This window comes from Treponema bryantii, from assembly GCF_900111035.1.
GTDB lineage: Bacteria > Spirochaetota > Spirochaetia > Treponematales > Treponemataceae > Treponema_D > Treponema_D bryantii_C.
In genome coordinates, this window is sequence record NZ_FOFU01000001.1 from 91,640 (window position 1) to 117,601 (window position 25,962).

24 protein-coding genes are annotated in these 25,962 nt (G+C 41.4%); 10 read left to right on the top strand and 14 right to left on the bottom strand.

What is annotated here, in order from left to right:
* Positions 1-16: 16 nt before the first annotated feature.
* Positions 17-457 carry a Fe-S cluster assembly sulfur transfer protein SufU gene (sufU, locus tag BMY21_RS00460; protein WP_143064131.1) on the bottom strand — a complete coding sequence of 147 codons (441 nt, stop codon included), beginning with the start codon at positions 455-457 and terminating at the stop codon, positions 17-19.
* A gap of 19 nt (positions 458-476) precedes the next feature.
* On the bottom strand, positions 477-881 hold the full coding sequence (locus tag BMY21_RS00465; RefSeq protein WP_143064132.1) for a GNAT family N-acetyltransferase: 405 nt from the start codon (positions 879-881) through the stop codon (positions 477-479).
* 130 nt (positions 882-1,011) lie between these two features.
* On the opposite strand from BMY21_RS00465, the gene BMY21_RS00470 reads away from it, so the two are divergent.
* Positions 1,012-1,761: a hypothetical protein gene (locus BMY21_RS00470; protein ID WP_074639886.1), complete on the top strand. Its 750-nt coding sequence runs from the start codon at positions 1,012-1,014 to the stop codon at positions 1,759-1,761.
* Positions 1,762-1,763: 2 nt separating this feature from the next.
* On the opposite strand, the gene BMY21_RS00475 is transcribed toward BMY21_RS00470, so the two are convergent.
* Both BMY21_RS00475 and BMY21_RS00480 read right to left on the bottom strand, forming a co-directional pair.
* The gene (locus BMY21_RS00475) at positions 1,764-3,005 is read right to left on the bottom strand and encodes an aminotransferase class V-fold PLP-dependent enzyme (RefSeq protein WP_074639888.1); all 1,242 of its coding nucleotides are present in this window, start codon (positions 3,003-3,005) and stop codon (positions 1,764-1,766) included.
* Between the two features lie 18 nt (positions 3,006-3,023).
* Positions 3,024-4,109, bottom strand: a complete 1,086-nt coding sequence (locus tag BMY21_RS00480; protein ID WP_074639890.1) for a SufB/SufD family protein — start codon at positions 4,107-4,109, stop codon at positions 3,024-3,026.
* An 88-nt stretch (positions 4,110-4,197) separates the two neighbouring features.
* Between BMY21_RS00480 and BMY21_RS00485 the strand changes: the two genes are divergently transcribed.
* Positions 4,198-6,711: a putative bifunctional diguanylate cyclase/phosphodiesterase gene (locus tag BMY21_RS00485; protein WP_074639892.1), complete on the top strand. Its 2,514-nt coding sequence runs from the start codon at positions 4,198-4,200 to the stop codon at positions 6,709-6,711.
* A 53-nt stretch (positions 6,712-6,764) separates the two neighbouring features.
* Here BMY21_RS00485 and sufB read toward each other — a convergent pair whose 3' ends face one another.
* Positions 6,765-8,177: a Fe-S cluster assembly protein SufB gene (sufB, locus tag BMY21_RS00490; protein ID WP_177177689.1), complete on the bottom strand. Its 1,413-nt coding sequence runs from the start codon at positions 8,175-8,177 to the stop codon at positions 6,765-6,767.
* 86 nt (positions 8,178-8,263) lie between these two features.
* Positions 8,264-9,001 (bottom strand): Fe-S cluster assembly ATPase SufC, encoded by a 738-nt coding sequence (gene sufC, locus BMY21_RS00495; protein WP_074640869.1) that lies wholly within the window; start codon positions 8,999-9,001, stop codon positions 8,264-8,266.
* A 118-nt stretch (positions 9,002-9,119) separates the two neighbouring features.
* Here sufC and BMY21_RS00500 point away from each other — a divergent pair, with 118 nt between their 5' ends.
* Genes BMY21_RS00500 through BMY21_RS00510 form a run of 3 tightly spaced genes read left to right on the top strand, consistent with a single transcriptional unit; the run spans position 9,120 to position 10,812 of the window.
* Entirely contained in the window at positions 9,120-9,539 is a 420-nt protein-coding gene (locus BMY21_RS00500) for an acyl-CoA thioesterase (RefSeq protein WP_074640870.1), read from the top strand.
* A gap of 2 nt (positions 9,540-9,541) precedes the next feature.
* On the top strand, positions 9,542-10,153 hold the full coding sequence (locus BMY21_RS00505; RefSeq protein ID WP_074639896.1) for a hypothetical protein: 612 nt from the start codon (positions 9,542-9,544) through the stop codon (positions 10,151-10,153).
* Between the two features lie 23 nt (positions 10,154-10,176).
* Positions 10,177-10,812: a thiamine diphosphokinase gene (locus BMY21_RS00510; RefSeq protein ID WP_074639897.1), complete on the top strand. Its 636-nt coding sequence runs from the start codon at positions 10,177-10,179 to the stop codon at positions 10,810-10,812.
* On the opposite strand, the gene BMY21_RS00515 is transcribed toward BMY21_RS00510, so the two are convergent.
* The 5 genes from BMY21_RS00515 to BMY21_RS00535 all read right to left on the bottom strand — a co-directional run bounded on the left by BMY21_RS00515 (position 10,809) and on the right by BMY21_RS00535 (position 16,338).
* Positions 10,809-11,630, bottom strand: a complete 822-nt coding sequence (locus BMY21_RS00515) for a sugar phosphate isomerase/epimerase family protein (protein ID WP_074639899.1) — start codon at positions 11,628-11,630, stop codon at positions 10,809-10,811. The genes BMY21_RS00510 and BMY21_RS00515 overlap by 4 nt on opposite strands.
* 23 nt (positions 11,631-11,653) lie before the next feature.
* Positions 11,654-12,538 (bottom strand): alpha-hydroxy acid oxidase, encoded by an 885-nt coding sequence (locus BMY21_RS00520; RefSeq protein WP_074639902.1) that lies wholly within the window; start codon positions 12,536-12,538, stop codon positions 11,654-11,656.
* 41 nt (positions 12,539-12,579) lie between these two features.
* Positions 12,580-14,106 (bottom strand): GH39 family glycosyl hydrolase, encoded by a 1,527-nt coding sequence (locus BMY21_RS00525; RefSeq protein ID WP_074639904.1) that lies wholly within the window; start codon positions 14,104-14,106, stop codon positions 12,580-12,582.
* 11 nt (positions 14,107-14,117) lie between these two features.
* On the bottom strand, positions 14,118-15,164 hold the full coding sequence (locus tag BMY21_RS00530) for a Gfo/Idh/MocA family protein (protein ID WP_074639906.1): 1,047 nt from the start codon (positions 15,162-15,164) through the stop codon (positions 14,118-14,120).
* Positions 15,165-15,318: 154 nt separating this feature from the next.
* Entirely contained in the window at positions 15,319-16,338 is a 1,020-nt protein-coding gene (locus BMY21_RS00535) for a glycoside hydrolase family 130 protein (protein WP_074639908.1), read from the bottom strand.
* Positions 16,339-16,518: 180 nt separating this feature from the next.
* On the opposite strand from BMY21_RS00535, the gene BMY21_RS00540 reads away from it, so the two are divergent.
* Positions 16,519-17,610, top strand: a complete 1,092-nt coding sequence (locus BMY21_RS00540; protein WP_083379615.1) for an SGNH/GDSL hydrolase family protein — start codon at positions 16,519-16,521, stop codon at positions 17,608-17,610.
* Here the strand turns inward: BMY21_RS00540 and BMY21_RS00545 are convergent.
* From BMY21_RS00545 to BMY21_RS00555, 3 genes are read right to left on the bottom strand one after another with little or no spacing between them, the layout of a single operon-like run.
* Positions 17,591-18,622, bottom strand: coding sequence for a LacI family DNA-binding transcriptional regulator (locus BMY21_RS00545; RefSeq protein WP_074639912.1), 1,032 nt, complete (start codon positions 18,620-18,622; stop codon positions 17,591-17,593). The two genes, BMY21_RS00540 and BMY21_RS00545, sit on opposite strands and share 20 nt — an antisense overlap.
* Positions 18,623-18,660: 38 nt before the next feature.
* Positions 18,661-19,467 carry a histidine phosphatase family protein gene (locus BMY21_RS00550; protein WP_074640872.1) on the bottom strand — a complete coding sequence of 269 codons (807 nt, stop codon included), beginning with the start codon at positions 19,465-19,467 and terminating at the stop codon, positions 18,661-18,663.
* A gap of 60 nt (positions 19,468-19,527) precedes the next feature.
* Entirely contained in the window at positions 19,528-21,378 is a 1,851-nt protein-coding gene (locus tag BMY21_RS00555) for a glycoside hydrolase family 35 protein (protein ID WP_074639914.1), read from the bottom strand.
* A gap of 257 nt (positions 21,379-21,635) precedes the next feature.
* Here BMY21_RS00555 and hisIE point away from each other — a divergent pair, with 257 nt between their 5' ends.
* The 4 genes from hisIE to fmt all read left to right on the top strand — a co-directional run bounded on the left by hisIE (position 21,636) and on the right by fmt (position 25,954).
* Positions 21,636-22,931 carry a bifunctional phosphoribosyl-AMP cyclohydrolase/phosphoribosyl-ATP diphosphatase HisIE gene (gene hisIE, locus BMY21_RS00565; RefSeq protein WP_074639918.1) on the top strand — a complete coding sequence of 432 codons (1,296 nt, stop codon included), beginning with the start codon at positions 21,636-21,638 and terminating at the stop codon, positions 22,929-22,931.
* 116 nt (positions 22,932-23,047) lie between these two features.
* Positions 23,048-24,415 (top strand): histidinol dehydrogenase, encoded by a 1,368-nt coding sequence (gene hisD / locus BMY21_RS00570; RefSeq protein ID WP_074639920.1) that lies wholly within the window; start codon positions 23,048-23,050, stop codon positions 24,413-24,415.
* Positions 24,412-24,987 carry a peptide deformylase gene (def, locus tag BMY21_RS00575; RefSeq protein ID WP_074639922.1) on the top strand — a complete coding sequence of 192 codons (576 nt, stop codon included), beginning with the start codon at positions 24,412-24,414 and terminating at the stop codon, positions 24,985-24,987. Before hisD ends, def begins: the two co-directional genes overlap by 4 nt.
* Positions 24,988-25,006: 19 nt before the next feature.
* The gene (gene fmt, locus BMY21_RS00580; RefSeq protein WP_177177690.1) at positions 25,007-25,954 is read left to right on the top strand and encodes a methionyl-tRNA formyltransferase; all 948 of its coding nucleotides are present in this window, start codon (positions 25,007-25,009) and stop codon (positions 25,952-25,954) included.
* Positions 25,955-25,962 lie beyond the last annotated feature (8 nt).

A 25,962-nucleotide genomic window follows, 5' to 3' on the forward strand; every position in this document is an offset into this window, starting at 1 on the left:
AAATATATCAGAAATCTTATTTTGTTTCAAGGGGTGAACTGAGCATCTCTTTCATGGTTCGCCAGCCGAGCATTGCACATTTTACGCGTGCAGGCATGTGTGAAATATCCTGAAGGGCAGCGGCTTCATCAAGGCGTTCGAGATCTTCTTCTGTAACTTCGCTTTTAATCATTCTGTCAAAAATATCAGCAAGGGCAAGGGCTTCATCCTTTGTTTTACCTATTACGAGATCTGCCATCATGTCTACAGAGGCCTGGCTGATTGCACAACCGCTTCCTGTAAAAGTTGCATCTGTAATTACGTTATTCTCATCAAGTTTCATCTGAAGGGTAATCTGGTCGCCGCAGCTAGGGTTTACTCCTTCAAGACAGAAGGTAGGAGAATCCATATCTGTTTTATGAGTAGGATTTATATTATGTTCATTTAAGATTTCGCGGTAAAGTTCTTTAGTATCCATTATGATTTCCTTAATTTTTTTAGTTTTCCAGGCAGAAAGTCTGATTATCGATTTTTTTCATGCCGATATTTTTCCAGAAGATTTCTGCGTTTGCATTCTTTGCATCAAGATACACTGTTTTTGCACCAGTTTCAATCATAAGCCTTTCCATGGCATATGTACCGATTCCTAACTGTCTGTAATCTTTATTGACTTCAAACAATTCAATTGAAAGACAGTCTTCAATCATGCGATAAATGCAAACTGCTTTTAAAAGTCCATCTGAAGGCTTATAGTCAAAAATCATGAACTTACATTCTTTTAAGAGAAATGAAAATTCTCCATCTGTAGTATAGGACTTTAACAGAGGAAAACTTTCCCAGCCTTCAAGAGCCATGTATGATTCAAAAATATGACTATCAAGAATTCGATAGCTTAAATTCATATTATTATTTTAACATAAAATTTAAGATTGATGAATTTATTTTTAATTGCTCCATAGTATATACAAAATAGGGGATTGTATAAAGTGCCTGTATTTTGTATAAAGAATTATAGAAATCAAGGAGAAAATAATGAAAAAAATCCTTCCAGTTTTATTTATTTCTGTATTGGTTGCTTCATGTGCATCAACACCGGCTGCTTCTTCAAATCCTGCAGAAACGGAAACTAAGAAAGAGACTGCAGCACCAGCACCTGCAGCAAAAACAACTACAACTACTGTAGAAGAAACAGTATCTTCAGTTGCAGAAGATGAAGTAATTTTTAAATGGGGAAAGAATATTGAGAATCTCCTCATTGATGGATCTGCAGTTGGAAAAAAGGACCGCGAAGCTGTTATTAAACCTGGTTTCCACAGACTTAATTTTTCTGTAGTAAGAAAAGAATCTTTAATGCAGTATGGCGGAAGAGCAGATGGCCTTATGCTGGGCTATAACTTCATTGGTGGTTTAACATACAATTTTGATATTTTCTTTTCTGGAATGAAGTTTACTATGGCTATTCGACCAGACCTTCCTTATCTTGTAAATGCTTCTAAGTTTTATATGAAAAGCTTTGATATGCCTGCTCTAGAAAGAGAGATTGAATTTGTAGATGCAAACAGGATAACTCGTCCTTATAAGATTCTTGGTAACGTAAAGTCAACTATGCAGTGTAATGCCATATACTTTAAGAAAGTTACAGACGTAGAAAGAAATTATAAGTTGAAAGAAGCCTGTCAGACCCTTGAAGCTGATGCATTGATGAATGTATTCTCATATTCTAAATCATCAGCTACAAATGACTGGGTAACAGAGGCTATTGCAATTAAATATACAGATTAGCTTTAGTCTTTAAAGCCAGACCACTCGCGGAGCTTTGCAACTTTTTCGAGGAAGCAGTCTACTTCTTCTTCTGTATTATAGAAGTAAAGGCTTGCGCGGGCGGTTGCTGTCTGGTTTAAATACTGTCCAAGAGGTTGTGCACAGTGATGGCCTGCACGGATTGCAATATGTTCTTCAGAAAGAAGGGAAGCAATGTCGTGTGGGTGAACACCGTCGAGTGTGAAGGTAATGATACCGCATCTCTTTGAAGCATCTTTTGGACCAATTATATTGATGTGAGGAATCTGTGTGATTCCTGCCATCATTCTTTCTGCAAGCTCACGGTCGTGAGCTTCAATATTTTCAAGACCAATAGACTGAATATAACGGATTGCTGCTGCCATTCCGACTGCATCTCCCGCACTTACAGTTCCTGCTTCAAATTTATGAGGAACTTCTGCCCAGGTTGCTTTTTCGCGGGTAACGTATTCAATCATTTCGCCACCACGGAGGAACGGATCCATTTCTTCGAGAAGTGCACGTTTACCATAAAGTGCTCCAATTCCCATAGGACCACAGAGCTTGTGTCCGCTCATTGCGAAGAAGTCTGCATTGAAATCCTGAACATCTACCTTCATGTGTGGGGCAGACTGTGCACCGTCTACAATAAAGATAGCGCCAACAGCGTGTGCAGCTTCTCCAATCTTTTTTACAGGATTAGTTACACCGAGTACATTACTTACGTGTACAACTGAAACAATCTTTGTATTTGAATTGATTTTAGCAGCGATTTCTTCGTCACTGATAATTCCGGTTTCTTTGTCGCATTCCATGAATACAAGCTTTGCACCGGTTTTCTGGCAAACCATCTGCCATGGAACGATATTTGAGTGATGCTCCATGATAGAAACGCAGATTTCGTCTCCTTCGTGAAGGCGATTAAGTCCCCAGCTGTAGGCAACAAGATTTAAGCTTTCTGAAGCATTACGGGTAAATACAATTTCAGCGGCTTCCTTTGCATTGATGAACTTTGCAACTGTGTCGCGGGCATTTTCATATGCCATTGTGGCACGTTCACTAAGTGAATAAAGGCCGCGAAGCGGGTTAGCGTTCTCTGTAGCGTAAAAGTGTGTCATTGCATTGAGAACTATAAATGGGCGCTGCGCAGTTGCTGCTGTATCAAAATATATAAGATCCTTATTTTCTACGGAAGATTTTTCATCAATTGCCTTGAAAAAAGGGAAGTCTTTTCTGTATTTATTCATTTTTTATTACCTGTTAATTTAATCTTCTCCGAGTTCACGGTTGAGCCACTGGTTGATTTCTTCACGAACTGAGTCTTCAGGAATGTTTGCAGCGGTTGCTGTGATTTTTGCACGTGTAAGAAGTGCTTCTGCAGTATTCTGATCAATACCACGGCTGTTCATGTAGAAAAGCATTTCTGGAGAAAGTTTTCCAATTGTTGAACCGTGTTCTGCAGAGATGTCGTCTTCGCCGCAGAGAATAATTGGAGCGGCTTTTACAACAGCTTGCGGAGAGAGAAGGAGAGTTGTCTCCATTTCGTTTCCTGTTGAGCCTGAACAGCCTCGTCTCATATCAATTGTTCCGCGGTAAGTCTTTGTTGCACTGTCTTTTACAGTACCGTCTGTCTTCATGTTACAGTCGGTTTTCTTTCCTGTATGAACAACTGTCTGATTCATATCGATATACTGATTTTCACGGCAAAGATATGCTGTATCAGAAATAAATTTAGACTGATATCCTGCAAGTGTTGCGTGGAAACTTGCATCTGTGTGAGAGCCGCCGAGAACTACCTGAATAAGGCTGGCCTTTGCGCGTTCTCCGCAGACAACCTGTGTATCATCAATCTGATTTACAGATTTGTCGAAAAGCTGAACTTTAGTAATCTGTACGTTTGCGTCGTCTTCGGCGTAGATTTTTGTTACAACGCCGGAAAGTGCTGCTGCACCCTCGTATACGATGATAACTTTTGCATCAGCACCGGCTTTTGCATGAATAATATTATATGTAGCCGAGTTTGATTCAGCTTTAATTCGTATGATAAGAGGTTTTGTTTCTTCTTTTGATTTTTCAAAAGTGTAGATTTTACCGGCTGCAGCAGCAGTAATGAGCTGTGTAGCTTCTGCACCAATTGAAGATTCCGGTTCCGGAAGTTCAGTTTTTACAGTTTTTCCAGTGCTTACAGAAACATTTGAAGGAATCTGGATATCAGTTCCGTTGTTTTCTGTAAAAGAAAAATCATAAGAAACAGAGTCTTTGTTTATTTTAAGCCATGTCCATGTTAAATATGGAATAGGGTTTATATCTATAACTGCATTTTCAGCAGATTTTATATTTGTGTTATTCATACGGCAATAATCTACCATATTTATAGGTATTTTTCTAGTATATCTAAAATGTTTTGTATTTTCTATTATATGATTTATAATTATAGATATGGATGTGACTTTAGTAGATTATCTTACAGGCTTACCTAACATGAATTATTTCATGAGTCTTGCTTCTGCAAAAAAAGACAGCATGACAGGTGCTCAGCAAAATGCAGCCATTCTCTTTTTCGACCTTTATGGTATGAGAAAATTCAACAGCGAATATGGCTTTGACAACGGAAATATTCTTTTAAAGAGTTTTGCAAAGCTTCTTACAGATCTTTTTGGAAATACCAGCTGTTGTCGTATTGGTGGAGATGATTTTGCTGCCATAACAGAAGAACAGAGAATTGAAGATACTATACATGAGCTTATAGAAAACTGTAAAGCCCTGGTAAAAGTTGACGGGCAGGTTGTAGAAGTTACTATTCATATTGGAGTTTATCTTTTTAAATCAGAAGATGTTTCTGTAAACATGGCCTGCGACAGGGCAAAACTTGCCTGTGCACCAATCCGTCATTCAAATGAATCTGGTTTTAATTATTATGATATTACGATTTCTGAAGCAAATGAAAAACGTCAGTATATTATAGATAATCTTGATAAGGCTATTAGCGAACACTGGATTAAAGTTTATTATCAGCCTATTGTTCGTGGTGTAAATCTCCGTGTCTGTGATGAAGAAGCGCTTGCCCGCTGGATTGATCCTGTAAAAGGATTTTTATCTCCTGCGGATTTTATTCCAATTCTTGAAGAAGCAAAACTCATTTATAAGGTAGACCTTTATATTCTTGAGCAGGTTCTTGAGAAGATGAAGTATATGGCAAACCATGGATTCTTTATGGTTTCTCAATCTATCAACCTGTCACGTTCAGATTTTGATGTCTGTGATATTGTTGAAGAAATCTGTAAACGTATAGATGGTTCTGGAATTCCACGCAATAAAATCAACATTGAAATTACCGAAAGTATTCTTGGTAAAGATTTTGAATTCATGAAGCTGCAGATTGACCGCTTTAAGAAACTTGGTTTTTCTGTTTGGATGGATGATTTTGGAAGCGGTTATTCTTCTCTTGATGTTTTACAGCAGATTCAATTTGATTTATTAAAATTCGATATGAGTTTTATGCGTCAGCTGGATAAGGGAAAGAACGCTAAAATTATTTTACGTGAACTTATGCGTATGGCATCTTCTCTTGGAGTTGATACAATTTGTGAAGGTGTGGAGACTGAAGAGCAGGTAAGTTTTCTTAAAGAAATAGGCTGTTCAAAACTTCAGGGCTTTTTCTTCCAGAAGCCGATTCCAATGGAACAGATTATAGAAAAATATGAAAAAGGAATTCAGATTGGTTTTGAAAATCCGGAAGAATCGCATTATTGCGAAACTATAGGTAGGGTAAATCTTCATGATCTTTCTGTAATTTCTCAAAATGAAGATGCCTTTAATAATTTTTTCAGTACTTTACCTATGATAGTTATTGAGGTGGGAGAAGAGACTGTCCGCTTTACAAGGTACAATCAGTCATATCATGAATTTTTTGAAAGATATTATGGAATAAATCTGCATGGCGAAGAAGTTCCGATTAGTGTTGTAATGCAGGGAGAAGGGGCCGGCATTATGGTGATTTTGAAGCAGGCTGCAAAAGAAGGAAAAAGACTTTTCGTAGATGGAACTCTTCCTGATGGTTCTGTAGCCCACTATTTTATAAGTAAGCTTGCTGATAATCCTGTAACTAAAAAAATTGCAGTTGTAGTTGCTGTGCTTTCTATTAAGGATTCTGTTCAGGGGGAAGTTTATGCGAATATTGCACGTGCACTTGCAACGGACTACTTTAATCTTTTTTATATAAATCTGGAGACAGAAGATTTTATTGAATATAGATCTAATATTGGGAAAGATGAACTGGCTACAGAACGTCATGGAGATGATTTCTTTAGACGAGCGAGGGAAGATGCATTAACTCATCTTTATGAAGAAGATAGAGAAACTTTTGTAAAAGTATTTACGAAAGAAAATGTATTGAAGCAGATTGATGAAACCGGCACTTTTGTTCATATCTATCGTCTGGTGAAATTTGGACTTCCGTATTATGTAAATATGAAAGCTGTACGAATGACCAGAGATAAAAAATATCTGATTATTGGTGTTAGTCATATTGATGCTCAGGTAAAACAGAAACAAATCGTTGATAAGGCCCGCCAGGATCAGATTGTTTATTCAAGACTTATGGCGCTTTCTGAAGATTATCTTTGTATTTATGTAATAAATCCTGATGATAACAGCTATAGTGAATTTCAGGCAAATAGTGAATTTGGTTCTCTGGGTATTTTAAAAGAAGGAAAAAATTTTTTTGAAGAAACTCAAAAGAATGCAAATTTCGCAGTAGCAGAAGAAGACCGCGAAGTGTTTAAGAAACGTCACACAAAAGAGTCAATTCTGAAGAATATAGAAACTGATGGTGTATTTTCAAGTCGCCATCACATGCTGATAAATGATAAGCATGTAATGGTTTCTGTAAGATGTGTTCTTGTAAAAGAAAACGGTGAAAACCGTCTGATTATGGGAATACGAAAGGTATAATTTACATTAAGGTAGGTAAACTCTAAAAAATTGCTGCAATTTTTTAGAGTTTGCTACATTGAACCTTTCATTTCAAGTCTAATCAAATTATTCATCTCAACCGCATACTCGAGCGGCAGTTCCTTGCTTACAGGATTTGCAAATCCGCTTACAATCATACTGCGTGCTTCGTCTTCGCTGATACCACGAGACATCAGGTAGAAAATTGCGTCGTTAGAGATGCGGCCGATTTTAGCTTCGTGGCCTACATCGCATTCATCGGTTTTGATTACCATTGCAGGAATTGTATCACTGCGGCTTTCGTCGTCGAGCATAAGGCTTTCGCAGCTTACGCTTGTCTTACTGCCTTTTGCATTCTTGTCGATATATACAGCCGAGCGGTAAATACTTGCTCCGCCGCCTTTTGAAATAGACTTAGTTGAAATAAGACTTGAAGTATCTGGCGCAAGGTGTACCATCTTGGCACCTGTGTCGAGATTCTGTCCGGCACCAGCAAAGGTGATACCTGTGAACTCTGATTTTGCACCGCGTCCTACAAGGTCGCTTTCCGGGTAGAGGTAAGAAATGTGCGAACCGAACGAGCCTGAAACCCATTCAATGCTTGCGCCTTCTTCTACTCGGGCACGCTTTGTGTTGAGGTTGTACATATTCTTTGACCAGTTTTCGATGGTAGAATATCTGAGGTGTGCGCCTTTTTTTACAAAAAGTTCAACAGCACCGGCGTGCAGGTTTGCTTCGTTATATTTTGGAGCAGAACAACCTTCAATAAAGTGGAGGTCTGCGCCTTCGTCTACGATGATAAGTGTGTGCTCAAACTGTCCGGCTCCCCGTGCGTTCAAACGGAAGTAAGACTGAAGAGGGAAGGAAAGGTGAACGCCTTTTGGTACATAAACAAATGAACCACCAGACCAGACTGCACCGTGCAAAGCTGCAAACTTGTGGTCTTTTGGAGTGATGAGGGTCATAAAGTATTCTTTTACCATTGGACCCCATTCTTCAGATTTAAGGGCATCTTCAAAGCCGAGGTAAATAACTCCCTGCTTTGCAACTTCGTCCTGTACGTTATGATAAACAAGTTCTGAGTCGTACTGTGCACCTACACCGGCAAGAGACTTGCGTTCTGCTTCAGGAATACCGAGTTTTTCGAAAGTGTCTTTAATGTCCTGAGGAACGTCTTCCCATTTACCGCTCATCTGTGTTTTTGGACGAACGTAGGTTGCAATGTTTTCCATATGGAGGCCTTCAATTGAAGGACCCCACTTTGGAACTCTTAAGTAGTTATAGGTTTCAAGCGACTTGAGACGGAATTCGCGCATCCATTCAGGGTCGCCTTTTTCTTCTGAGATTTTCTTTACGATATCCGGAGTTAAACCAGATTCAAGACGGAAGGTATTTTCTTCTGTCTCTTCGTAGCGGAAGTCGTAGAACTCTCTGTTTATATCTTCAATCTTCTGTTTTTCTTCCATGATTTCCTCGGGGGCGTTGCGGGGGCGTCCCCCGCAGAAAGGGTAGCGACCAACGAAGTGGGCGCGCAGGGGAAGGCTTTCCCCTCTTATCCTATAAACTCCTCGAATCCCTTTTCGTTGATTTCGTGGAACAACTGGCCGTCACCGGTTTTTACAATGTGGCCTTTTACGAGTACGTGTGTGTGGTCTACGTTGAGGCCTTCGAGAATCTTTGTTGTATGGGTGATGATGAGGAGCGAGCCGTTTGTAAGTTTACGGTATTCTTCGATTCCTTTTGCAACTACACGGACTGCATCTACGTCGAGACCAGAGTCTGTTTCGTCGAGGATGGCGAAGTCTGGCTTGAGCATAAGGAGCTGAAGGATTTCGCTCTTTTTGCGTTCACCGCCGGAAAAACCAACGTTGAGGTCGCGCTTAGCATATTCAGGTTTCATGTCCAGAAGTTCCATGCAGCGCTGAAGTTCTTTCTGGAAATGGAATAGTTTTACGCGTTCTCCGGTTCTCTGCTGGATTGCTGAGCGGATAAATGTTTCAAGGCTGATTCCTGGAACCTCAAGAGGGCTCTGGAAAGACATGAACATTCCGGCTTTTGCGCGTTTGTCTGCTGAGAGCTCGGTGATGTCTTCGCCTTTGAAAAAGATTTTTCCGCCGGTAATCTGGTAAACCGGGTTACCCATAAGGGCATTACCGAGGGAAGATTTTCCAGCACCGTTTGGTCCCATCAGAACGTGTGTTTCGCCCTGGCCAATCTGTATATTAAGGTCATTGAGAATCTGCTTTCCGTCTTCAAGACCTGCGTTTAAGTTTTGTACGTCTAATAACATGATTATAATATAGTAAAAAAATGAGTTATAAACAACAGTTTTTGAAAGATTTTTGCCTAGTAATTTAGTGGATAAAAATGACATTGACATTTTCTTTATTTTTGTCGAAAATGTATCTATGGAAAAGTACAAGCATAAAATTAATTATTACGAAACAGACAAGATGGGAATTACCCATCATTCAAATTATATCCGCTTTATGGAAGAGGCTCGTGTTGATTTTCTGGATCAGCTGGGCTGGAGTTTCATTAAGCTTGAAGAAGAGGGAATGGCATCGCCTGTAATGTCGGTTGAGGGCGTATTCAAGAAGTCTACAACTTTCCCGCAGACTATTGAGGTAGAGGTTGGAATTGAAAAGCTTTCTGCTGCCAAACTAACTTTTTCTTATGAGTTTACCTGCGAGGGAGAAGTGGTTTTCCTTGGAAAGAGTACTCACTGCTTCCTTGATACCCGTGGGGTTCCGGTTCTGATTGAAAAGAGATATCCGGAATTTTATGCGGATTTGAAACGGATTTATTTGGCTGGGCAGAAGGCTTAGATATGGGACGTGAGATAGAGATTAAGATTCCGCTTTCGGATGAACAGTATGATAAAATTTTCTCTGTGATTTCTGGGGCTGAGACACTTGAGGGTGTTGAAGTGCTCGGACAGCCGGAACATATTCTAAAAGCTGATTCGTATTTTTCACGTTATGAGACACGTGCAGAAAGTAAGGCTGCCGGCGAGCCACAGGTAATTCGTATTCGAAGTGAACAGATTTCAGAAACTTCGTCTCTAAAATCTTATTTTTGTATAAAACGCAAATCAATCGAAAACGGACTTGAGTTTAATCGCGAGGATGAAACTTTTGTTGAAAAACCTGAAGTTGTTCGTGATCTTCTTTTGTTTTCCGGTTATCATCAGTTTTTTGAAAAGAACAAGGATGCCTATGGCGTTTACTGTCACTCGAACGTTCTGCCTGGCTGCGATTTTCATCTTGAGCTTGAAAAAGTAAACGGTCTTAAATATATCGAAGTTGAAGTAACTGATGGAAATGATTCGGCTGATGATGTACGAATGGCGCTTGAAAAGTTTATGGAACAGTTTGGACTGGATACTTCTAAGCGTGATCAGCGCAGCTGGATGGAGATTCTGCGGGACGGTGCAGTATGAGCCGGGGGGCGGTGCTGTCGGGTATGAGACGGTGTGTAGTTATTTCGGCTGGTGAAATAAGAGACTACGCGAGGGCCAGGGATTTACTGCGCGAGGGCGATTTTTTTGTTTTCTGCGATGGGGGGCTGGCGCACGCGGACGGTCTTTGTGTTAAGCCAGATCTTATTGTTGGTGACTTTGATTCGTGTAATTCTGACGTCTTATTAAACTGGCAGGATTGCTGTGAGGTTATTCAACTTCCACGCGAAAAAGATGATACTGATACTTTATATGCCGTAAAACTGGCGGTTGAACGAGGCTTTGATGATTTTCTTTTGCTTGGTTCGATGGGCGCTCGTTTTGATCATGCGTTTGCAAATGTTTCTATTCTTTTGTATCTGGATGGTCTTGGAAAAAATGCTGTATTAGCTGATGATTATTCTACCATGCAGGTTGCAGGTAAAAATCCTCTTTATATCGATGATGGCTGCTCTTATTTTTCTGTGCTTACAATTGCCGGAAATGTGAGTGGAGTTTCAATAAAAAATGCCAAGTATCCGCTTGAAAATGCCAGATTGAATTCAGATTTTCAACTTGGGGTTAGTAATGAAGTGCTGCCCGGCCACACTGCTGAGGTTAGTGTTGAGCACGGGCGGGTTCTTGTTGTAGTTGTTGCCTAACAGCCAAGTCTTTCTCTTACATATTTTACGCTTTCAAGATATTCTTCGTCGGTGGTAAGATGTTCAATAATCATTGGCATCTGAGGATCTTCTGCGCTTGCAAGACGGGCGTAGAACTCAAGATCTAGTGTTCCTTTTCCACTGGCACATTCTTCGAGCTGGAAGGTGTATTCCTGTTTTAAATTGATATCCTTTAAGTGACAGCTGCAGATTCGGCCCTTTAGTTTTGTGAAGCATTCTTCGAGGAAGCTGTCGTTGAAAAAGTATCGGTCCGGGCTGGTAATCATGTTTACTACGTCGAGGTGGGCTCCAAAGGCTGGACGGTCTACTTCTTCCATAAGACGAAGGTATTCGTCGGGGCTGCTTGGAATCATCCATGGCATGGATTCAATGCTGAACTTTGTTCTGGCTGGAGCTGCGCGGTCAATTATTTCCTGAATCATACGGACTGCCATGGTCCAAAGTTCTTCGCTGAAATTTTCTCGATAGCCGCCGTCCCAGCGGGGACCGTACGGTGTTCCCACAACATTTACGCAGCAGCGTGCTCCGATGCGGTCTGCCATTTTAAGCTGTTCTACAGCGTAGTCTATCCAGTGCTGGCGTTCTGAGAGGTCAGCAGCAAGTGTGTTGCGCCAGATTCCAACTTCGGCGATTGTGAGGCCTGCAGCATCTGCTGCATTTTTATAGGCCATGATTTTTTCTTCGCCGGCTGTACAGTCTACGGGGAAGTTTACGGTTTTAAGACCAAGGGATTTATGTTTTGCAGCCCAGTCTTCGGGGGTGGTGTGGGAGAGTGATGAGGATATGCCTAAGTACATGGTAGTCTCCTTATAATGGTGGTTTAGAATTTTCTCTGATGGATAACTGTCGGGTCGAAGCTGTTCAGGTTTCGGACGCCGGTTCTTGCCATTGTGGCTGCGAGTTCACCGGTCATTTCCTTAATGCGTTCAGCTGTTGCATCGGCTCCTTTCTTCAAAAGAGGCATGAGATGGCGGCCAACGCTTACGGCTGTTGCTCCGAGGGCGAGGCATTTGTAAACGTCCATTCCGCTTTCGATTCCACAGTCAATGAATACCGGGATTTCTCCGCGGGTTACCTGAAGAATCTCGCTCAGCATCATGAGCGGTGGAACTGCGTACTGCATTATTCCGTGATGGTGAGAAAGCTGGATTCCCTTACAGCCGGCTTTAAGGCATTTTTCTGCATCTTTTGTGCTGAGTACACCCTTTACGATAAATGGAATGCCAGCGGCCTGAACAAAGTCGTGGAGTTCTTCTGTAGACTTCGGTTTCATATCAAGGCCGAGGACATTGTCGTAGCCGCCGCTTCCGTTGAAGGCGTGGTCTATATCCATTCCTACTGCAAAACAGCCGGCCTTTTTGGCATGTTCGATTTTGCGGAAAACTTCTTTATTATCTGCATGCGGTTTTATGATTTTTATTGTGGCTGCACCGGTTGCGGTTATTTCTTCAAGTTCTTTATCTTCTCCCATGCCAACCCAGTGAACGGCGTTTGCATTTGCTGCGGCCTGGGCATATTTTACCATTCCGTTTTCTGCGGTGTTAGCGAGGTGTGAAAGGGCAGCGGTCATTATTGGTGTGTCAAAGGTGCGGTCGTATAGCTCAAGTTTTGTTGAAGGTAAGTCAGAATCGATATAGCGGGCTTCGAGCAGAAGTGAGTCAAAGTAGTCTCGGGTGATTTTGTCTGAGTTGGATGTGTATTCCATAGTTTTTCCTTAATTAAAGGGGGAGACTTCCCCCCTCCTTACTAATTTAATCTTCCGTAAGTGTATCCGCGGTCGCTCTTTATTGGGGCAGCCTTTATTTCAAAATAGCAGACTGCGTTTTCCTTGAGGTTTAGGCTTACTTTGTTTTTGCAGCGCTCTGTTTTTACAAACGGCTGTGCACTTGTACGCAGAAGTTCCAGTTCATCCTGACTTGGATTAGCAGGCTCTCCCATATCGTGCCAGACTTTAAGCGGGTTGCAGACTTCTTCATCTACCAGTTCTGTAATGAGAACATTTTCTTTTGTTTCCATAGGAAGTGTAAGATTAAGAGTGATTTCCTTACCGCTGAGCTTGTCATCAATATTCCATGCAATTCCTCTGAAACTTCCGTCTTTGCATTTTGTAACGATACATTCAGGAGTTTTCAGAACACATTTTTCATAGCTCTTTGTAAGCTTTTTATAGAATGCAAAAGTCCAGAATGTTGGTTTTGGAATAAGTCCGTTTGCAACAAGTCCAAAGCCTCCGTGGAATGGGGTGTATGGAACTCCTCCTTCTTCAAAAATATCGCCGAAGGTCCAGTATGAATATGATTTATGATTGTCGCCAAAGGTTGAAAGCATGAGGGCAATATATGCTGCATTCAGATTCATGTCGTGAAGCGGTGCATTTGGAATATATGATGTATTAAACTCTGTTACATTTATATCCATTCCTTTAAATTCCTTAAAGGAATCTACAATTCCGCGGGTTGAATCAAGCTGTTCAAAACACTTTGTTTTAGGGTGAAGTTTCGGGTAACCGTAGTGACCGTCATAGTTAGGGAATTCGGTGGTGTAGTGATGACGGCTTACAAAGTCAAGCGGGCACTTATTCTTGCGGACAAACTCGAGGAAGGCTTTTATCCATTCCTTGTCTGTTCCGCCGCAAACTGCAGGACCACCAACTTTAAAACGTTTATCAACTTCTTTTACTGCGCGTGAAGAAACATCATAAAGCTTAAAATATTCTTCCATGTTTGCGTCTTTCCAGAAGCCCGGAAGATTTGGTTCATTCCATACTTCAACCGGCCAGGTAACAACTTCTTCAGTTCCATAACGGTCCATAAGATGCTGAAGAGTAGCCTTTATAAGATTTGCCCAGCGGTCATAATTATTTGGAGGTGTTGTATTTCCCTTCCAGTAGAAGATTGTGTTATCTCCACTTGCCAGCTGTTTTGGCATAAAGCCCAGTTCAATAAACGGTTTGATGTGGAGTTCCTTATAGGAATCCATTACCATATCAAGGTAGGTCCAGTTATATTCTACCTGAACTTTTTTCTCGTCGCGTCCTTCCCAGGCGTGTGGTCCAAATTCCGGAACGCCCGGCTGGAATTCACGGTAAATTGCCATGTCGTTGTGGAAAAGTCCGTGACCGCGGATATGTTCAAAGCCGATTTTTTCCTGCACAAGTTTAAGCTGTTCATAATACTGTTTCTGGAGCGCAAGACCCATACGGCCGGTGCCGATACAGTAAAAAGCATTGTTGTTAAAGGTGATGTTTTCGTCACCGGTGATTTTGTAATTCACTTTTTTTTCTCCTAATCTTCAAAAGGATATTTAAAATTCCAGTCTTTTCTGAGTGTGTCCATCATATCAATCAAATCTTCTGATTTCTTGAAGGTGTGGACATCAGATTCAGTGCGACCGTTCAGAATAAATTCTGTTGCGTGAGCGCATTCGTACTCGTATCCATTTACGGCAAATGGCTCTCTGATTTCGCGGACAACTTCATTATCGCTTCCCCAGGTATTTTTGTAAACATGAACATCTGCCTTCTGAGTACAGAAAAAGTTTTCTACGGTAATGAAGCCCTTTGTTCCATAGATAACTGCATCATGTGTACCTGTTGTTGAAGGAACATCCATTGCATCCTGGAAACTTGTTACGATGCCGTTTTCAAAGGTGAGATTTACACTGTTCCATGCATCTACACCCTTAAGCATACGGACTGCAGAACTTTCTGCTGTAATTGGAGAGAAGTCTGCCAGCATCATAGCAAAGTAGATGTTGTAGATTCCAAGGTCGAGCAGGGCACCGCCGGCTTGTCTCGGATCGTAATTTCTATCATCCGAGTCATAAGGATTTCTGTTACAGAAACGCGAATCAATATTTATGATGTTACCGATTGTTCCGGCTGCAATTTCTTTTTTGATTTCTCTGATACATGGGTTGAAAGCGGTCCACATTGCTTCCATAAAAAAGAGATTTTTTTCGCGGGCGAGTGAAGTCATTTTATCAAGCTGATCACGGGAACAGCCGGCCGGTTTTTCGCAAAGTACATGCTTACCGCCATTCAGACAGCCAAGTACAGAGTCCAGGTGAAAGGCATGAGGATTTGCAATATAAACTGCATCAACCTCCGGATCATTGTAAAGCTCTTCGTAGCTTCCATATGCTTTTTCAAAATACCATTTATCTGCAAACTCTTTAGCGCGTTCCAGATTACGGCTTGCAACGGCATAGAGATGGATTTTATCTCCGTTGATGCCTGGTAATTTTCCGTCTTTGATTCCATTCATTGCAGTGGCCATAGAGTTTGCAATGCGGCCAGGGGCAAGAATTGCCCAATTAACGTAGTTTTTCATGTTTATTATTATAACATGACTTATTGTTTTAGGATGAATAATTCTCTATCAAAATTGTATTTAGCGGGGGTGTTACGGGGGCGGCAGCCCCCGTTAGAAGGGGTAACCCGCAACGAAGTGCGGGCGAGGGGAATGCTTTCCCCTCCTTTATGCTTTAGAAACGACCTTCGTCTTTGTCGAGACCGTTAAGCTCATTATGTTCTTTTACATATTTTACTGCTTCGTCTACTGTTGTGAAGCAGAGGCCTACAACTGTGTCGGCACAACCGTAGTAGATTGCGATGCGGCCTGTTGCCTGGTCTGTGAGGGCTGCTACCGGGAAACATACGTTGTCTACAAAACCTGTTGTTTCGTATGGAAGTTCTGGTGTGAGCATGTAATTCTTACAGCGGTATTTTACGATTGATGGCTTGTCATGATCGAGAATTGCTGCTGAGAATGAATAAACGTAACCGTTACAAGTCTGGCAAACTCCGTGGAAGAACAAAAGCCATCCTTCATCAGTTTCAATAGGAGCTGGACCTGCACCAATCTTAAGGCCTTCCCACCATGCTCCGCCGCCTTTCTGCATTACGAGTCTGTGCTCGCCCCAATACTTCATGTCCGGAGAGTAAGAAAGGAGGATATCGCCGAATGGTGTGTGTCCTGAATCTGAAGGACGTGAAAGCATTGCAAATTTGCCGTCGATTTTCTTAGGGAACAAAACAGCGTTGCGGTTGAATGGAAGGAATGGATTTTCGAGTCGTGTGAAATCCTTAAAGTCTTTTGTGCTTGCAACACCAATTGATGCACCGTCGAAATCACCGCACCACATGATGTAATAAGTATCATCAACTTTTACACAGCGTGGATCATAAGCGTAGTATGGATCATGTGGAGTTCCATCTGGATCGTGCATGTGAATTTTTTCACGCTGGAATTCCCAGTGGATACCGTCTTCTGAATCGCCGAGGTAGAGGAATGGATTTCCTGTCGGATCTTCTGAGCGGAAAACGCCCTTAAATTTTCCTTCCCATGGAATTACTGCTGAATTGAAAATACGTGCCATGCCTGGGAATGGATTTCTTCCGATAACCGGGTTTGCGTCATAACGCCAGATTGGAAGCCAGCTGTCTTTTGGTTTATCCTGCCATGGAATGTTTGGCAGATTTCCGCCACTGATGATTTTTGCCATATGAAACTCCTGTGTAAGGCCGTCTTTGCGGTCTGTTTTATGATTTTAATTTAACGCTGGAAACTTAAATTGTCAAGAAAATTAAGTAATATTAGGTAAAATATATTAGGTTAAAAATATGGTTAAATTAAGTAAAAAAATAAATTTTGAAATTATAAAAGACTGTGTTATAATCGCGGTATGAAAAACTATTTAATGAATGAAATTAAAACTATGCGTGTTCAGGGACGTAATGTTCCCGGCGGTGTTTGTGCTGATGGTTCGGTTCAGCTTTTCTGGGCTGGTTCTGCGCTTGAGCTTTGTGTAAAGGCTCGTGAAGTTTGGGCTGAGATTTCCAGTGATTATGACTTTCATGAAATCTGGCTTGCTGTTGAAGTAAACGGTTATCAGATTGCGCGTTTTGCGGCTCCAAAGGAACCTTCTCTTATTTGTCTTGCTCATAATCTGGATCCTGAAAAAGAAAATACTATTTCTATCTTAAAAGATACTCAACCTATGCCTGGGGATAATAAACACTCTTTAAAAATCAGCTCTGTTTCTCTTGATGATAATGGTGTTTTTGTTGCTCCAAAGCCTCACAGCTGCAAAATTGAATTTATTGGTGACAGTATTACTTCTGGTGAAGGGCTTGCAGGGAAGCCTGATGAAATGGACTGGATTACTCAGTGGTTCTGCGGAAGTAAAACTTATGCGGTGCAGACGGCTAAAATGCTTGATGCAGACTGGATGAGTATAAGTGAGAGTGGCTGGGGTATCTGCTGGGGCTGGGATGGAGATGTTAATTCCCGTATTCCACTTTACTACAAACAGGTTTGTGGTGTTCTTGGCGGTGATGCTCAGAAGGCTAGTGGAACTTGTAATGTTCTGGATTTTGCAGGCGGTTCTGATTATGTTGTGTTGAATCTTGGTACTAATGATAATTTAGGTTTTAAGGTTCACGATGATGGAAAGGGAACAGAAGGTGCTGCAGGAATTGCACTTGTGTCTGAAGTAAAACGCTTCCTTGGGGAAATCAGACAGAATAATCCTCGTGCGAAAATTATCTGGACCTGGGGTATGCTTTCGCTTGATATTGTTCCGGCTTTAATTTTTAAGGGTGTTGAAGAATATAAGTCTGAAAGTGGAGACAAGGCTGTTTATACTCTTGAGCTGGAAAGTATAGATGCTCTGGAAAAGTGCGATGAAGATAAAGGTTCACGCGGACATCCGGGGCCGATTACTCATAAAAAGGCTGCTCAGCGGATTGTTGATTTTATCCGCGGATTGAATTAACGGAATTTCTTATAACAAGGCTGCCGCTTACGAGATGGCGGCCTTTTATATATGGCTGTCCTGTAATTTTGCTGATTATCAGTTCGGCTGCAATTTTTGTTGAATCTTCCGGCTTTATATAAACTGTGGTAAGTTCTACGGGTGTTTTCTTTTGCGGCAGATAGTTATCAAAGCCTGTTACGGAAATATCCTGCGGAACTTTATAGCCTTTTTCTTCAAGGAGAAGAATGAGATTAGCGGCTGTTTCATCGCAGTTGCAGATAAAGGCTGTAGGCATGCTTTTAGCAGGTGGAAGATCTATTTTTATAAGAGTGCCATTTTCATCGCGGTCGTTTATGATGTCTTCTGCAGAGCAGGGTAAGTGATTTTCCAGCATTGATTTTTGAAAGCCCATGAAACGATCGGAAATTGAAGTTGTTGCTCCAAAGTTTCCTACGAATCTGATTTTTTTATGGCCCTGAGAAATTACGTAATCTGTCATCATATAAGAGCAGAAGTAATTGTCGTTTGAAATGCTGTCGAATGGCAGCTTTGTTGAGTAAAAATCAAAAAGAATAAAGTTCTGATATTCATTATTCAGAGCTTCGAGAAAACTGTCGCTGGTCTGGCCTAAAATTATAAGTCCATCAACTTTATTATCCTGAATCATTCGTGGCAGCTTCTTGGCTTGTTCATCTTCGTTTGTGAGCAGCTCCATTATACTGTAATAGCCCCGACTCAAGAGTTCTGTAGAAAGTGTATTAAAAATATGCCAGTAATAGGAAACATTTGGCGAGAAGAAACGGGAAGGAATAAGGATTCCGATGTTGCCGGTACCTGCTGCTGATGTTCTGCTTGCTGTTGCAGCGGTTTTCTTTATCTGATATCCCATTCTTTCTGCGATATCTTTGATCTGCTGTCTGAGTTCATCGCCAACACCTTCTTTATCGGCGAGAGCTTTGGAAACGGTAACGGTACTTATGTTAAGCTTTTCTGCAATGTCTGATAAACGAACTTTCTTCTTTTGTGCCATAACTTAAATTATAAAATAATTTAAGTAAAAAAGAAAGGCTATTCTCTGAAAACTTCTGCGAAATAACCGCTGGAACTTATTGGTTCTCCACCATTTGTAAGATGATTTGTATCACCAAGCCTTTCAACGCGGAACCAGGCCTGGCCGGCGAGTCTCTCTTCGCTGTTCAAGATCGTGATTGAAGTAGGGGCAACGTAAAATCCTTGCCACAACTGCATTGGAGAAAGTCCTGTAAGGTGTGCAATAATAGTAAACATTACTCCAAGATGACAGAAGAAAACGAGAGTAGGCTCTTCAGGGTAATCATCTTTTACAGAGGTTAAGTGATATCGTTCTATCGGTTCGTTCCAGTTATGGTTTGGAACAGGTTTTGCAACATCATAAAAGTTTTTATTGTTTCGGGTGTAGCCGTATTCAGCTAAAATTCCGTCTATTCCATCGCAGACTTCTTTGTAGTATTTTTCGATATTTCCGCTTTTCATGAATTTTGAATCATACCAGTGGTCTTTATCGAAAAAGTCTTTATCAGAAGTAAAAAACTCCGGAAGCAGATCCCAGCACATAACATCTTTTCCTGCCCATTTTTTATTCGGATAGTTTTCTGTCATGCGTGTTTTATATTTGAATTCCTGAAGCCATGAACAGGTCTTTGCTTTTCGTTTAAGGGCTTTAAGGCTTGGTGCGGCTGTTGCTTTTGCGCGCCCTAATGGAGACTGGTAAAAAGCTGTAATGTTTTTCCAGGAGCATACGCGTTTTGTAAGCAGTGCGACTTCGCGTTTTCCTTTTTCTGTAAGGTCATCATGTATGTAATCAGGATCGCCGTGGCGGATAAATATAAGTCTCATATCTTCAATAATTGTGCAAATATAGTTTGCCGTGTCAAGCACGGCAATAATAGCAGTGTTTTATTTCATCCATTTCATTTTATCGCAAAGGATAATTGAGTTATTTCGTTTTCCTTCTGTTTCAAAAATGATGATTTCATTTTTACCGTTTTTGAGGAGTGGGCCTGGAATATAAAGGGTTTTCTGCGGTCCGATTTCCCAAAAGCGGCCGATATTAAAACCGTTTACAAATACGCAGCCTTTTCCCCAGCCTGCAAAATCAAGATAGGTGTCTGAATAAACGCCGTCGGTGAGGGAGAGGTCAAAGTTGAAGCGGAAGAAAGCGGGATTTTCCGGGTGCTGAGCTGCGTTGCTGTCTGCGCTTGTTGTCCACTTTCCTTTATTCTTAAGCTCTGTCATCTGTGCTTCGTCTAAAGGCAGGGTAAAGATATTCCAGTTATAGTGGCAGTGTGTGTTAATCAGAATTTCTTCATAAATGCCTTTTTTCTGCTCTTCGAGTTTATGACCGAAATTTACGCGGCCCATGTTTTCTACAAGGAAGTCCAGCTGTGCGCCTGGTTCGCTGTTTATTTTCCAGTTTTTGCCTTCTTTAAAAGTCAGCGGCCAGTGTCCTTTCTGTTCACTGCAAATCTCTTTGTCAAAGGCGGTAAATACTTTATTTCCGTTTGCAAAGGCGTGAACACGGTCTGCGCACTTTTTGAAAATCAGTTCTTTTGCGGCAACATCATCCTTCATATTTGTGCGGTATAAAATATAGCCGGTAGATTGTCCTGCTTCTTCCATGGAAAGAGGGCAGATTGAGTGAAGCGGGCTGGAGATACATTCGAGGTTTTCAAATAAATTTGCTTTTTCTGTCCAGCTGATTTTACCGAAGGCGCGGCTTTCAATTTTTGTTGAGAAGTTAATATCTGGTACGGCTGCATCTCCTTTTCGGTTTTTTATGATGTTACGGAAAGTAAAATATTTTTTTGTCAGCTTTCCATCTTCGCTTAGTGGTGCATCATAATCATAAGAAGTAGTATCTGGTGTGAGTTTACCGTAATAATTTGATCCGTTCATAAAGCCGAAATTTGTGCCGCCATGGAACATGTAAATGTTTATGTTATGGCCGTTTTTCACAACGTAATCATAATCGAGTTTGTTAATTGGCAATTTTGAGGCTTTTTTCTTTTTGTTTCCCCATGCATCAAACCAGCCTGCCCAGAATTCCATATTCATAAGCGGGAGATTTTCCGGCATCATTTTTTTCATATTCTTGAACTGCCACTCACAGCCAGATCCAAAGTTTCCGGTTGGCAAGGCACCCTCAAGCTGGCCTGCGGTAAAAATATTTTTGAACCACGGACCATCAGAAGTAACAAAAGGCACTGTAATTCCAAGTTTTCTCATAAGGTCTGCAAGATACTGAAGATAAGCAGTATCATCACCATAATAACCGTATTCATTTTCAACCTGAATAAGAATGATTTGCCCGCCATTATCAATCTGATATGGAACAAGCTTTGGAATCAGCTGATTATAGTAATCTGTAATATGCTTAAGGTAAGGTTCATACGAACAGCGGAGTTTCATTCCAGGTTCAGCTAAAAGCCATGAAGGAAGGCCTCCCCATTCCCATTCTGCACAGATATAAGGGGAAGGGCGAATAATAAGATAAAGGCCGAGTTCCTGAGCAATCTCAATGAACTTACAGAAATCATGAATGCCATCCCATTCAAAAACACCTTTCTTTGGCTCATGAAAATTCCATGGGATATAAGTTTCAACTGTATTACAGCCCATATTCTTGAGTTTTTCCAGACGGTCCCGCCAGTATTCTGGTACTACGCGGAAATAATGAATTGCACCTGAAAGAATCTGGAGTGGCTCTCCATTTACATAAAATCTGTCTTTTATTTCTACCTTACTCATGATAGTAATACTATCACAACGGCGCGAAAAAACAAATAAAAAAAGAAATATTTTTATAATTCCTGTAACTTCCTTTAGGGGGAGTGGTTATATTAGTGAACACCAAAGCAATACTAATTGATGCAAATACCTCCAGAATTAAAGACTGCCGTTTTCCTCCTTTCCCGGCAGTCTTTTTTTTAGCGCCAATCTTTAACATATATCTTCTATATATTATTTGTTTGTATAAAGTCTGAAAATTTGCTAAAATGCCCAATATGGTAATAGCTTCTATTGATTTGAAAAACGGACATGTCGTTCAGCTTAAGAACGGCAAGGAACTGGTTTTGCAGCGTGATGACGCTGACGCACTTATCAGCCAGTTTGACATGTATGGCGAAGTTGCAGTTATTGATTTGGATGCAGCTTTAGGAAATGTTGATGCAAAGGGTAATACTGTTAATACCCCGCTTTTAAAATCACTTCTCCATCATGGAAACGTTCGTACCGGCGGTGGAATCCGCACAGTTAAACGCGCACGTGAGCTCATCAGTCTTGGTGCAGAAAAAGTTATTATCGGTTCAAGCGCATGGAAAACTAATCCTCAGCCTGGCGAGTCAGTTTTGAATGAAGACTTTTTGAACGAACTTGCAGCTGCAATCGGAAAAGACAGAATCATCATTTCTGTAGATGCAATAAACGGAAAAATTGCCGTAAAGGGCTGGACCGAAACTGTTGATATTCCTTTGATTGAAGGTGCAAAGCAGGCTGAAAAATTCTGTTCTGAACTTCTTTTTACCTGTGTTGAAAAAGAAGGCTGTATGCAGGGAACTAACATGGATTATGTTCGTGAACTCCGTAGCGCAGTCCATTGCCGCGTAGTAGCTGCCGGTGGAATCTCTTCTGTTGAAGAAATCAAAGAGCTTGAAAAACTTCATTGTGATGTACAGCTTGGTATGGCTCTTTATACAAATAAAGTAAATCTTACAGATTCTTTTGTTGCCTGTCTTGATTTTGAAAAGACACCTCTCATTCCTGTAATTGCACAGAGTGTAAACGGTGACGTTCTTATGCAGGCTTATGCAAATGAAGAAGCAATCCGTAAGAGTTTTGAATGCGGAAAACTCACTTTCTGGAGCCGTTCTCGTAACGAACTCTGGACTAAGGGTGACACAAGCGGAAATTTCCTTCAGTTGGTTCGCATGCGTGCTGATTGTGACCGCGACTGTATTCTTGCAACTGTACTTCCTACAGGACCTTCCTGTCATACCGGAAGCTGGACCTGTTTTACAACTGACCCTGGCGAAAAATCAAGCATGGGCAGACTTTATAATATTATTGCAGACCGTTTTGCTAATCCAAAACCTGGCAGTTACACAGCTACTCTTGATGCTAAGCGTGTACGCGAAAAGGTTGAAGAAGAAGCAGAAGAGCTTTGTGAAGCAGACGGCCGCGATGAGGTAATCTGGGAAGCCGCAGACCTCATCTATTTTGTAAATGTACTGTTGTACAAGGAAGGCGTAACCTGGAAGGACGTTTACGACGAGCTGGACAGACGTCACAAGGAGAAATAAGCCTAAAATCGAAGAACCGTTAAAAACTGGGTTGCGACAGCGGGCCAGTTTAGGTTCATCGAAAGAATGGCTCAGAGGCAAGCTGTGCTTGCCGACTTTAAAGGAGATTACTTAGTATGATACAGATACAAAAATATAACGATTTAGAGCCTGAGTTTTTTAAGGGCCGTTCCTTCGGTGAAACAAATGAAGTAGTAACCTCTGTTCTTGAAGAGGTTGTAAAACGTGGAGATGCAGCACTTCGTCTTTATGGTCAGAAGTTTGATGTTGCAGTTCCTGGTACTTTTGAAGTTCCTCAGGAGGAGCTTAAGGCTGCTGCTGAAAAACTCAGAATTGAAAAGCGCGATGTTTACGACGCTATTGTATATTCACACGACCTTGCACTTCGCTTTGCAAAGCTTCAGAAAAAATCATTCAAGGATTTTGAAGAAGAACTTGAGCCAGGTCTTTTTACAGGCCAGAAAACAATTCCTGTTGATACAGCGGGCTGTTATGTTCCTGCCGGACGTTTCCCTCTGGTTTCAACTGTAATTATGACTGTTACTCCAGCTGTTGCTGCCGGTGTTCCAAATGTAATTATGTGTACACCTCCACGCGTTCACCCGGATGACAAAGTTGCTGCCGGAAAGACAGGAAGCGGAATTCCTGGTAAAGCATATGTTGGCGGTAAGCCTTATGCTGATGAAGGAATTATGGCTGCTGCTTATATCTGTGGTGTAAATCACCTTTATGCAGTTGGTGGTTCTCAGGCTATCGGTGCAATGGCTTTTGGTACAGAAAGCATTCCTAAGGTTGATGTAATTGTTGGACCTGGTAATAAATTTGTTGCTGCTGCAAAGGCTTCTGTTTTTGGCGCAGTTGGAATTGACTTTATGGCTGGTCCTACAGAAGTTATGATTATTGCTGATAAGTCTGCTAATCCTGAATGGGTTGCAGCTGACCTTCTTGCACAGGCTGAACACGATATTGTTGCACAGCCTGTTCTTGTTACAGATGATATGGATTTTGCTTCTAAGGTAAGTGAGTCTATTGAAAATCAGCTTGAAACTCTTACAACTAAGGCAATTGCCCGCCAGAGTATTGATACTTACGGAAAAATTATAATTGTTGATAAAATAGAAGATGCTGTTGAAATTGCAAACATGAAAGCTCCAGAACACCTTGAGCTTGCAATGGATAAGGGCGCTGTTCGAGATAAGATTGAAAAGGCTGTTCATAATTACGGTTCTCTGTTTGTAGGTCACTATTCTGCAGAAGTTCTTGGTGATTATGCAGGTGGATTGAACCACACACTTCCAACTTCTGGAGCAGCTCACTACACAGGCGGACTCAGCGTAAGAATGTTCCTTAAGACTGTAACAACTCTCAGAGCTGAAAAGGGTAAGCCTGGAACTCTTAAGTCTACAGCTGCAGCTGGCTATCTTGGAGATTCTGAAGGTCTTGCAGGACACGCACGTGCTGCACGTATCAGAGGTGAAAAATGATTTTAAATATAACAAAGCTTGGTGAAGAGGTTCTTCGTCAGAAGGCAGAACCTGTTGCTGAAGTAAATGACGAAATCAGACAGCTTGCAAACGACATGCTTGAAACTATGGTTGATGCTGATGGTGTTGGACTTGCAGCTCCTCAGATTGGCAAGAGCATCAGAATGTTTGTTGCTATGGCTGATGATGATGTAAAACGTGTTTTCATAAATCCTCAGATTATCAAAACTTCTGAAGAAGTTGCAGATTATGAAGAGGGCTGTCTGAGTATTCCTCAGGTTTATGAATCAATTACACGTCCTGTTCGCGTAACTGTTCAGGCTTTGAATGAAAAGGGACGTCCGTTTACTCTTGATGCAGACGGACTTCTTGCCCGCATCATCCAGCATGAATATGATCACCTTGACGGTATTCTTTATATTGACCGTGGTGATAAGGCTTTTGCAGAAAAGACTGAAGCTCAGTTCAAAAAGCGTGCAGAACGCGCTGCTGAAAAAGCCCGCGAAAAGGAAGCTAAGGCCCGCAAGATTGCAGCAAAACTTGCTGCAAAAGAAGCAAAAAAAGTAAAATAAATAACGTAAGGCAAAACGAATGATCAGGATTTTATTTGCAGGAAGTCCGGAAGCGGCAAAGAAAACACTTGAGATTCTCAATAGCGCACAGAGCGAAAGCGGCTTTGAAATTGCAGGTGTACTTTCAAATCCACCTACAGCAAAGGGCCGTCATAAGGATTTAATTCCAACTCCGGTTGCGGCTTTTGCTGAGTCTCAGGGAATTCCTGTTCTTACTCCTGCTCATCTTGATGGAGAAGCCCGCAATGCTGTACGTCCGCTTAAGGCAGATCTTCTTGTCTGCTTTGCTTACGGACATATCTTTGGACCAAAGTTCCTGGAGCTTTTTCCGTTCGGCGGTATAAATCTTCATCCTTCTTTACTGCCTAAATATCGTGGCTGTACCCCTGTTCCTGCAGCTATATTGAATCGCGATAAACAGACTGCCGTTACAATTCAGACTCTCGGTTTGAAAATGGACGAGGGTGATATTCTTGAGCAGACTGTTGTTGAATTAAACGGAACAGAAACTGGAGAATCACTTTTGAATTACAGTGCAGAGGAAGGTGCAAAACTAATTCTTGAAGTAATCAAAAAATGTAATTCAGAAGGCAAACTCCCTGAGGGACGTCATCAGTCTGGAGAAGCTTCTTATACTGGTATTATTACAAAAGAAGATGGCCGTATAAACTGGAATGAAAGTGCGGAAGTTATTGAAGCAAAGATCCGTGCTTACTATCCTGAGCCAGGCTGCTGGTGTATGGAAAATGACTTACCTTTGAGAATTCTTGAGGCTAGTGTATTTTCCGGAACATTTGAAGGTACTGCCGGTACTGTCTTGGAATTTTCCAAGAGGGACGGTATTCTAATAAAAACAGGCGATGGAATCCTTGCTGTAAAGAAACTGCAGCGTCAGGGTAAAAACGCTATGGATTATAAAAGTTTTATGAACGGTGCTAGAAACTTTATCGGTACCGTGCTGGTTTAATATATAGA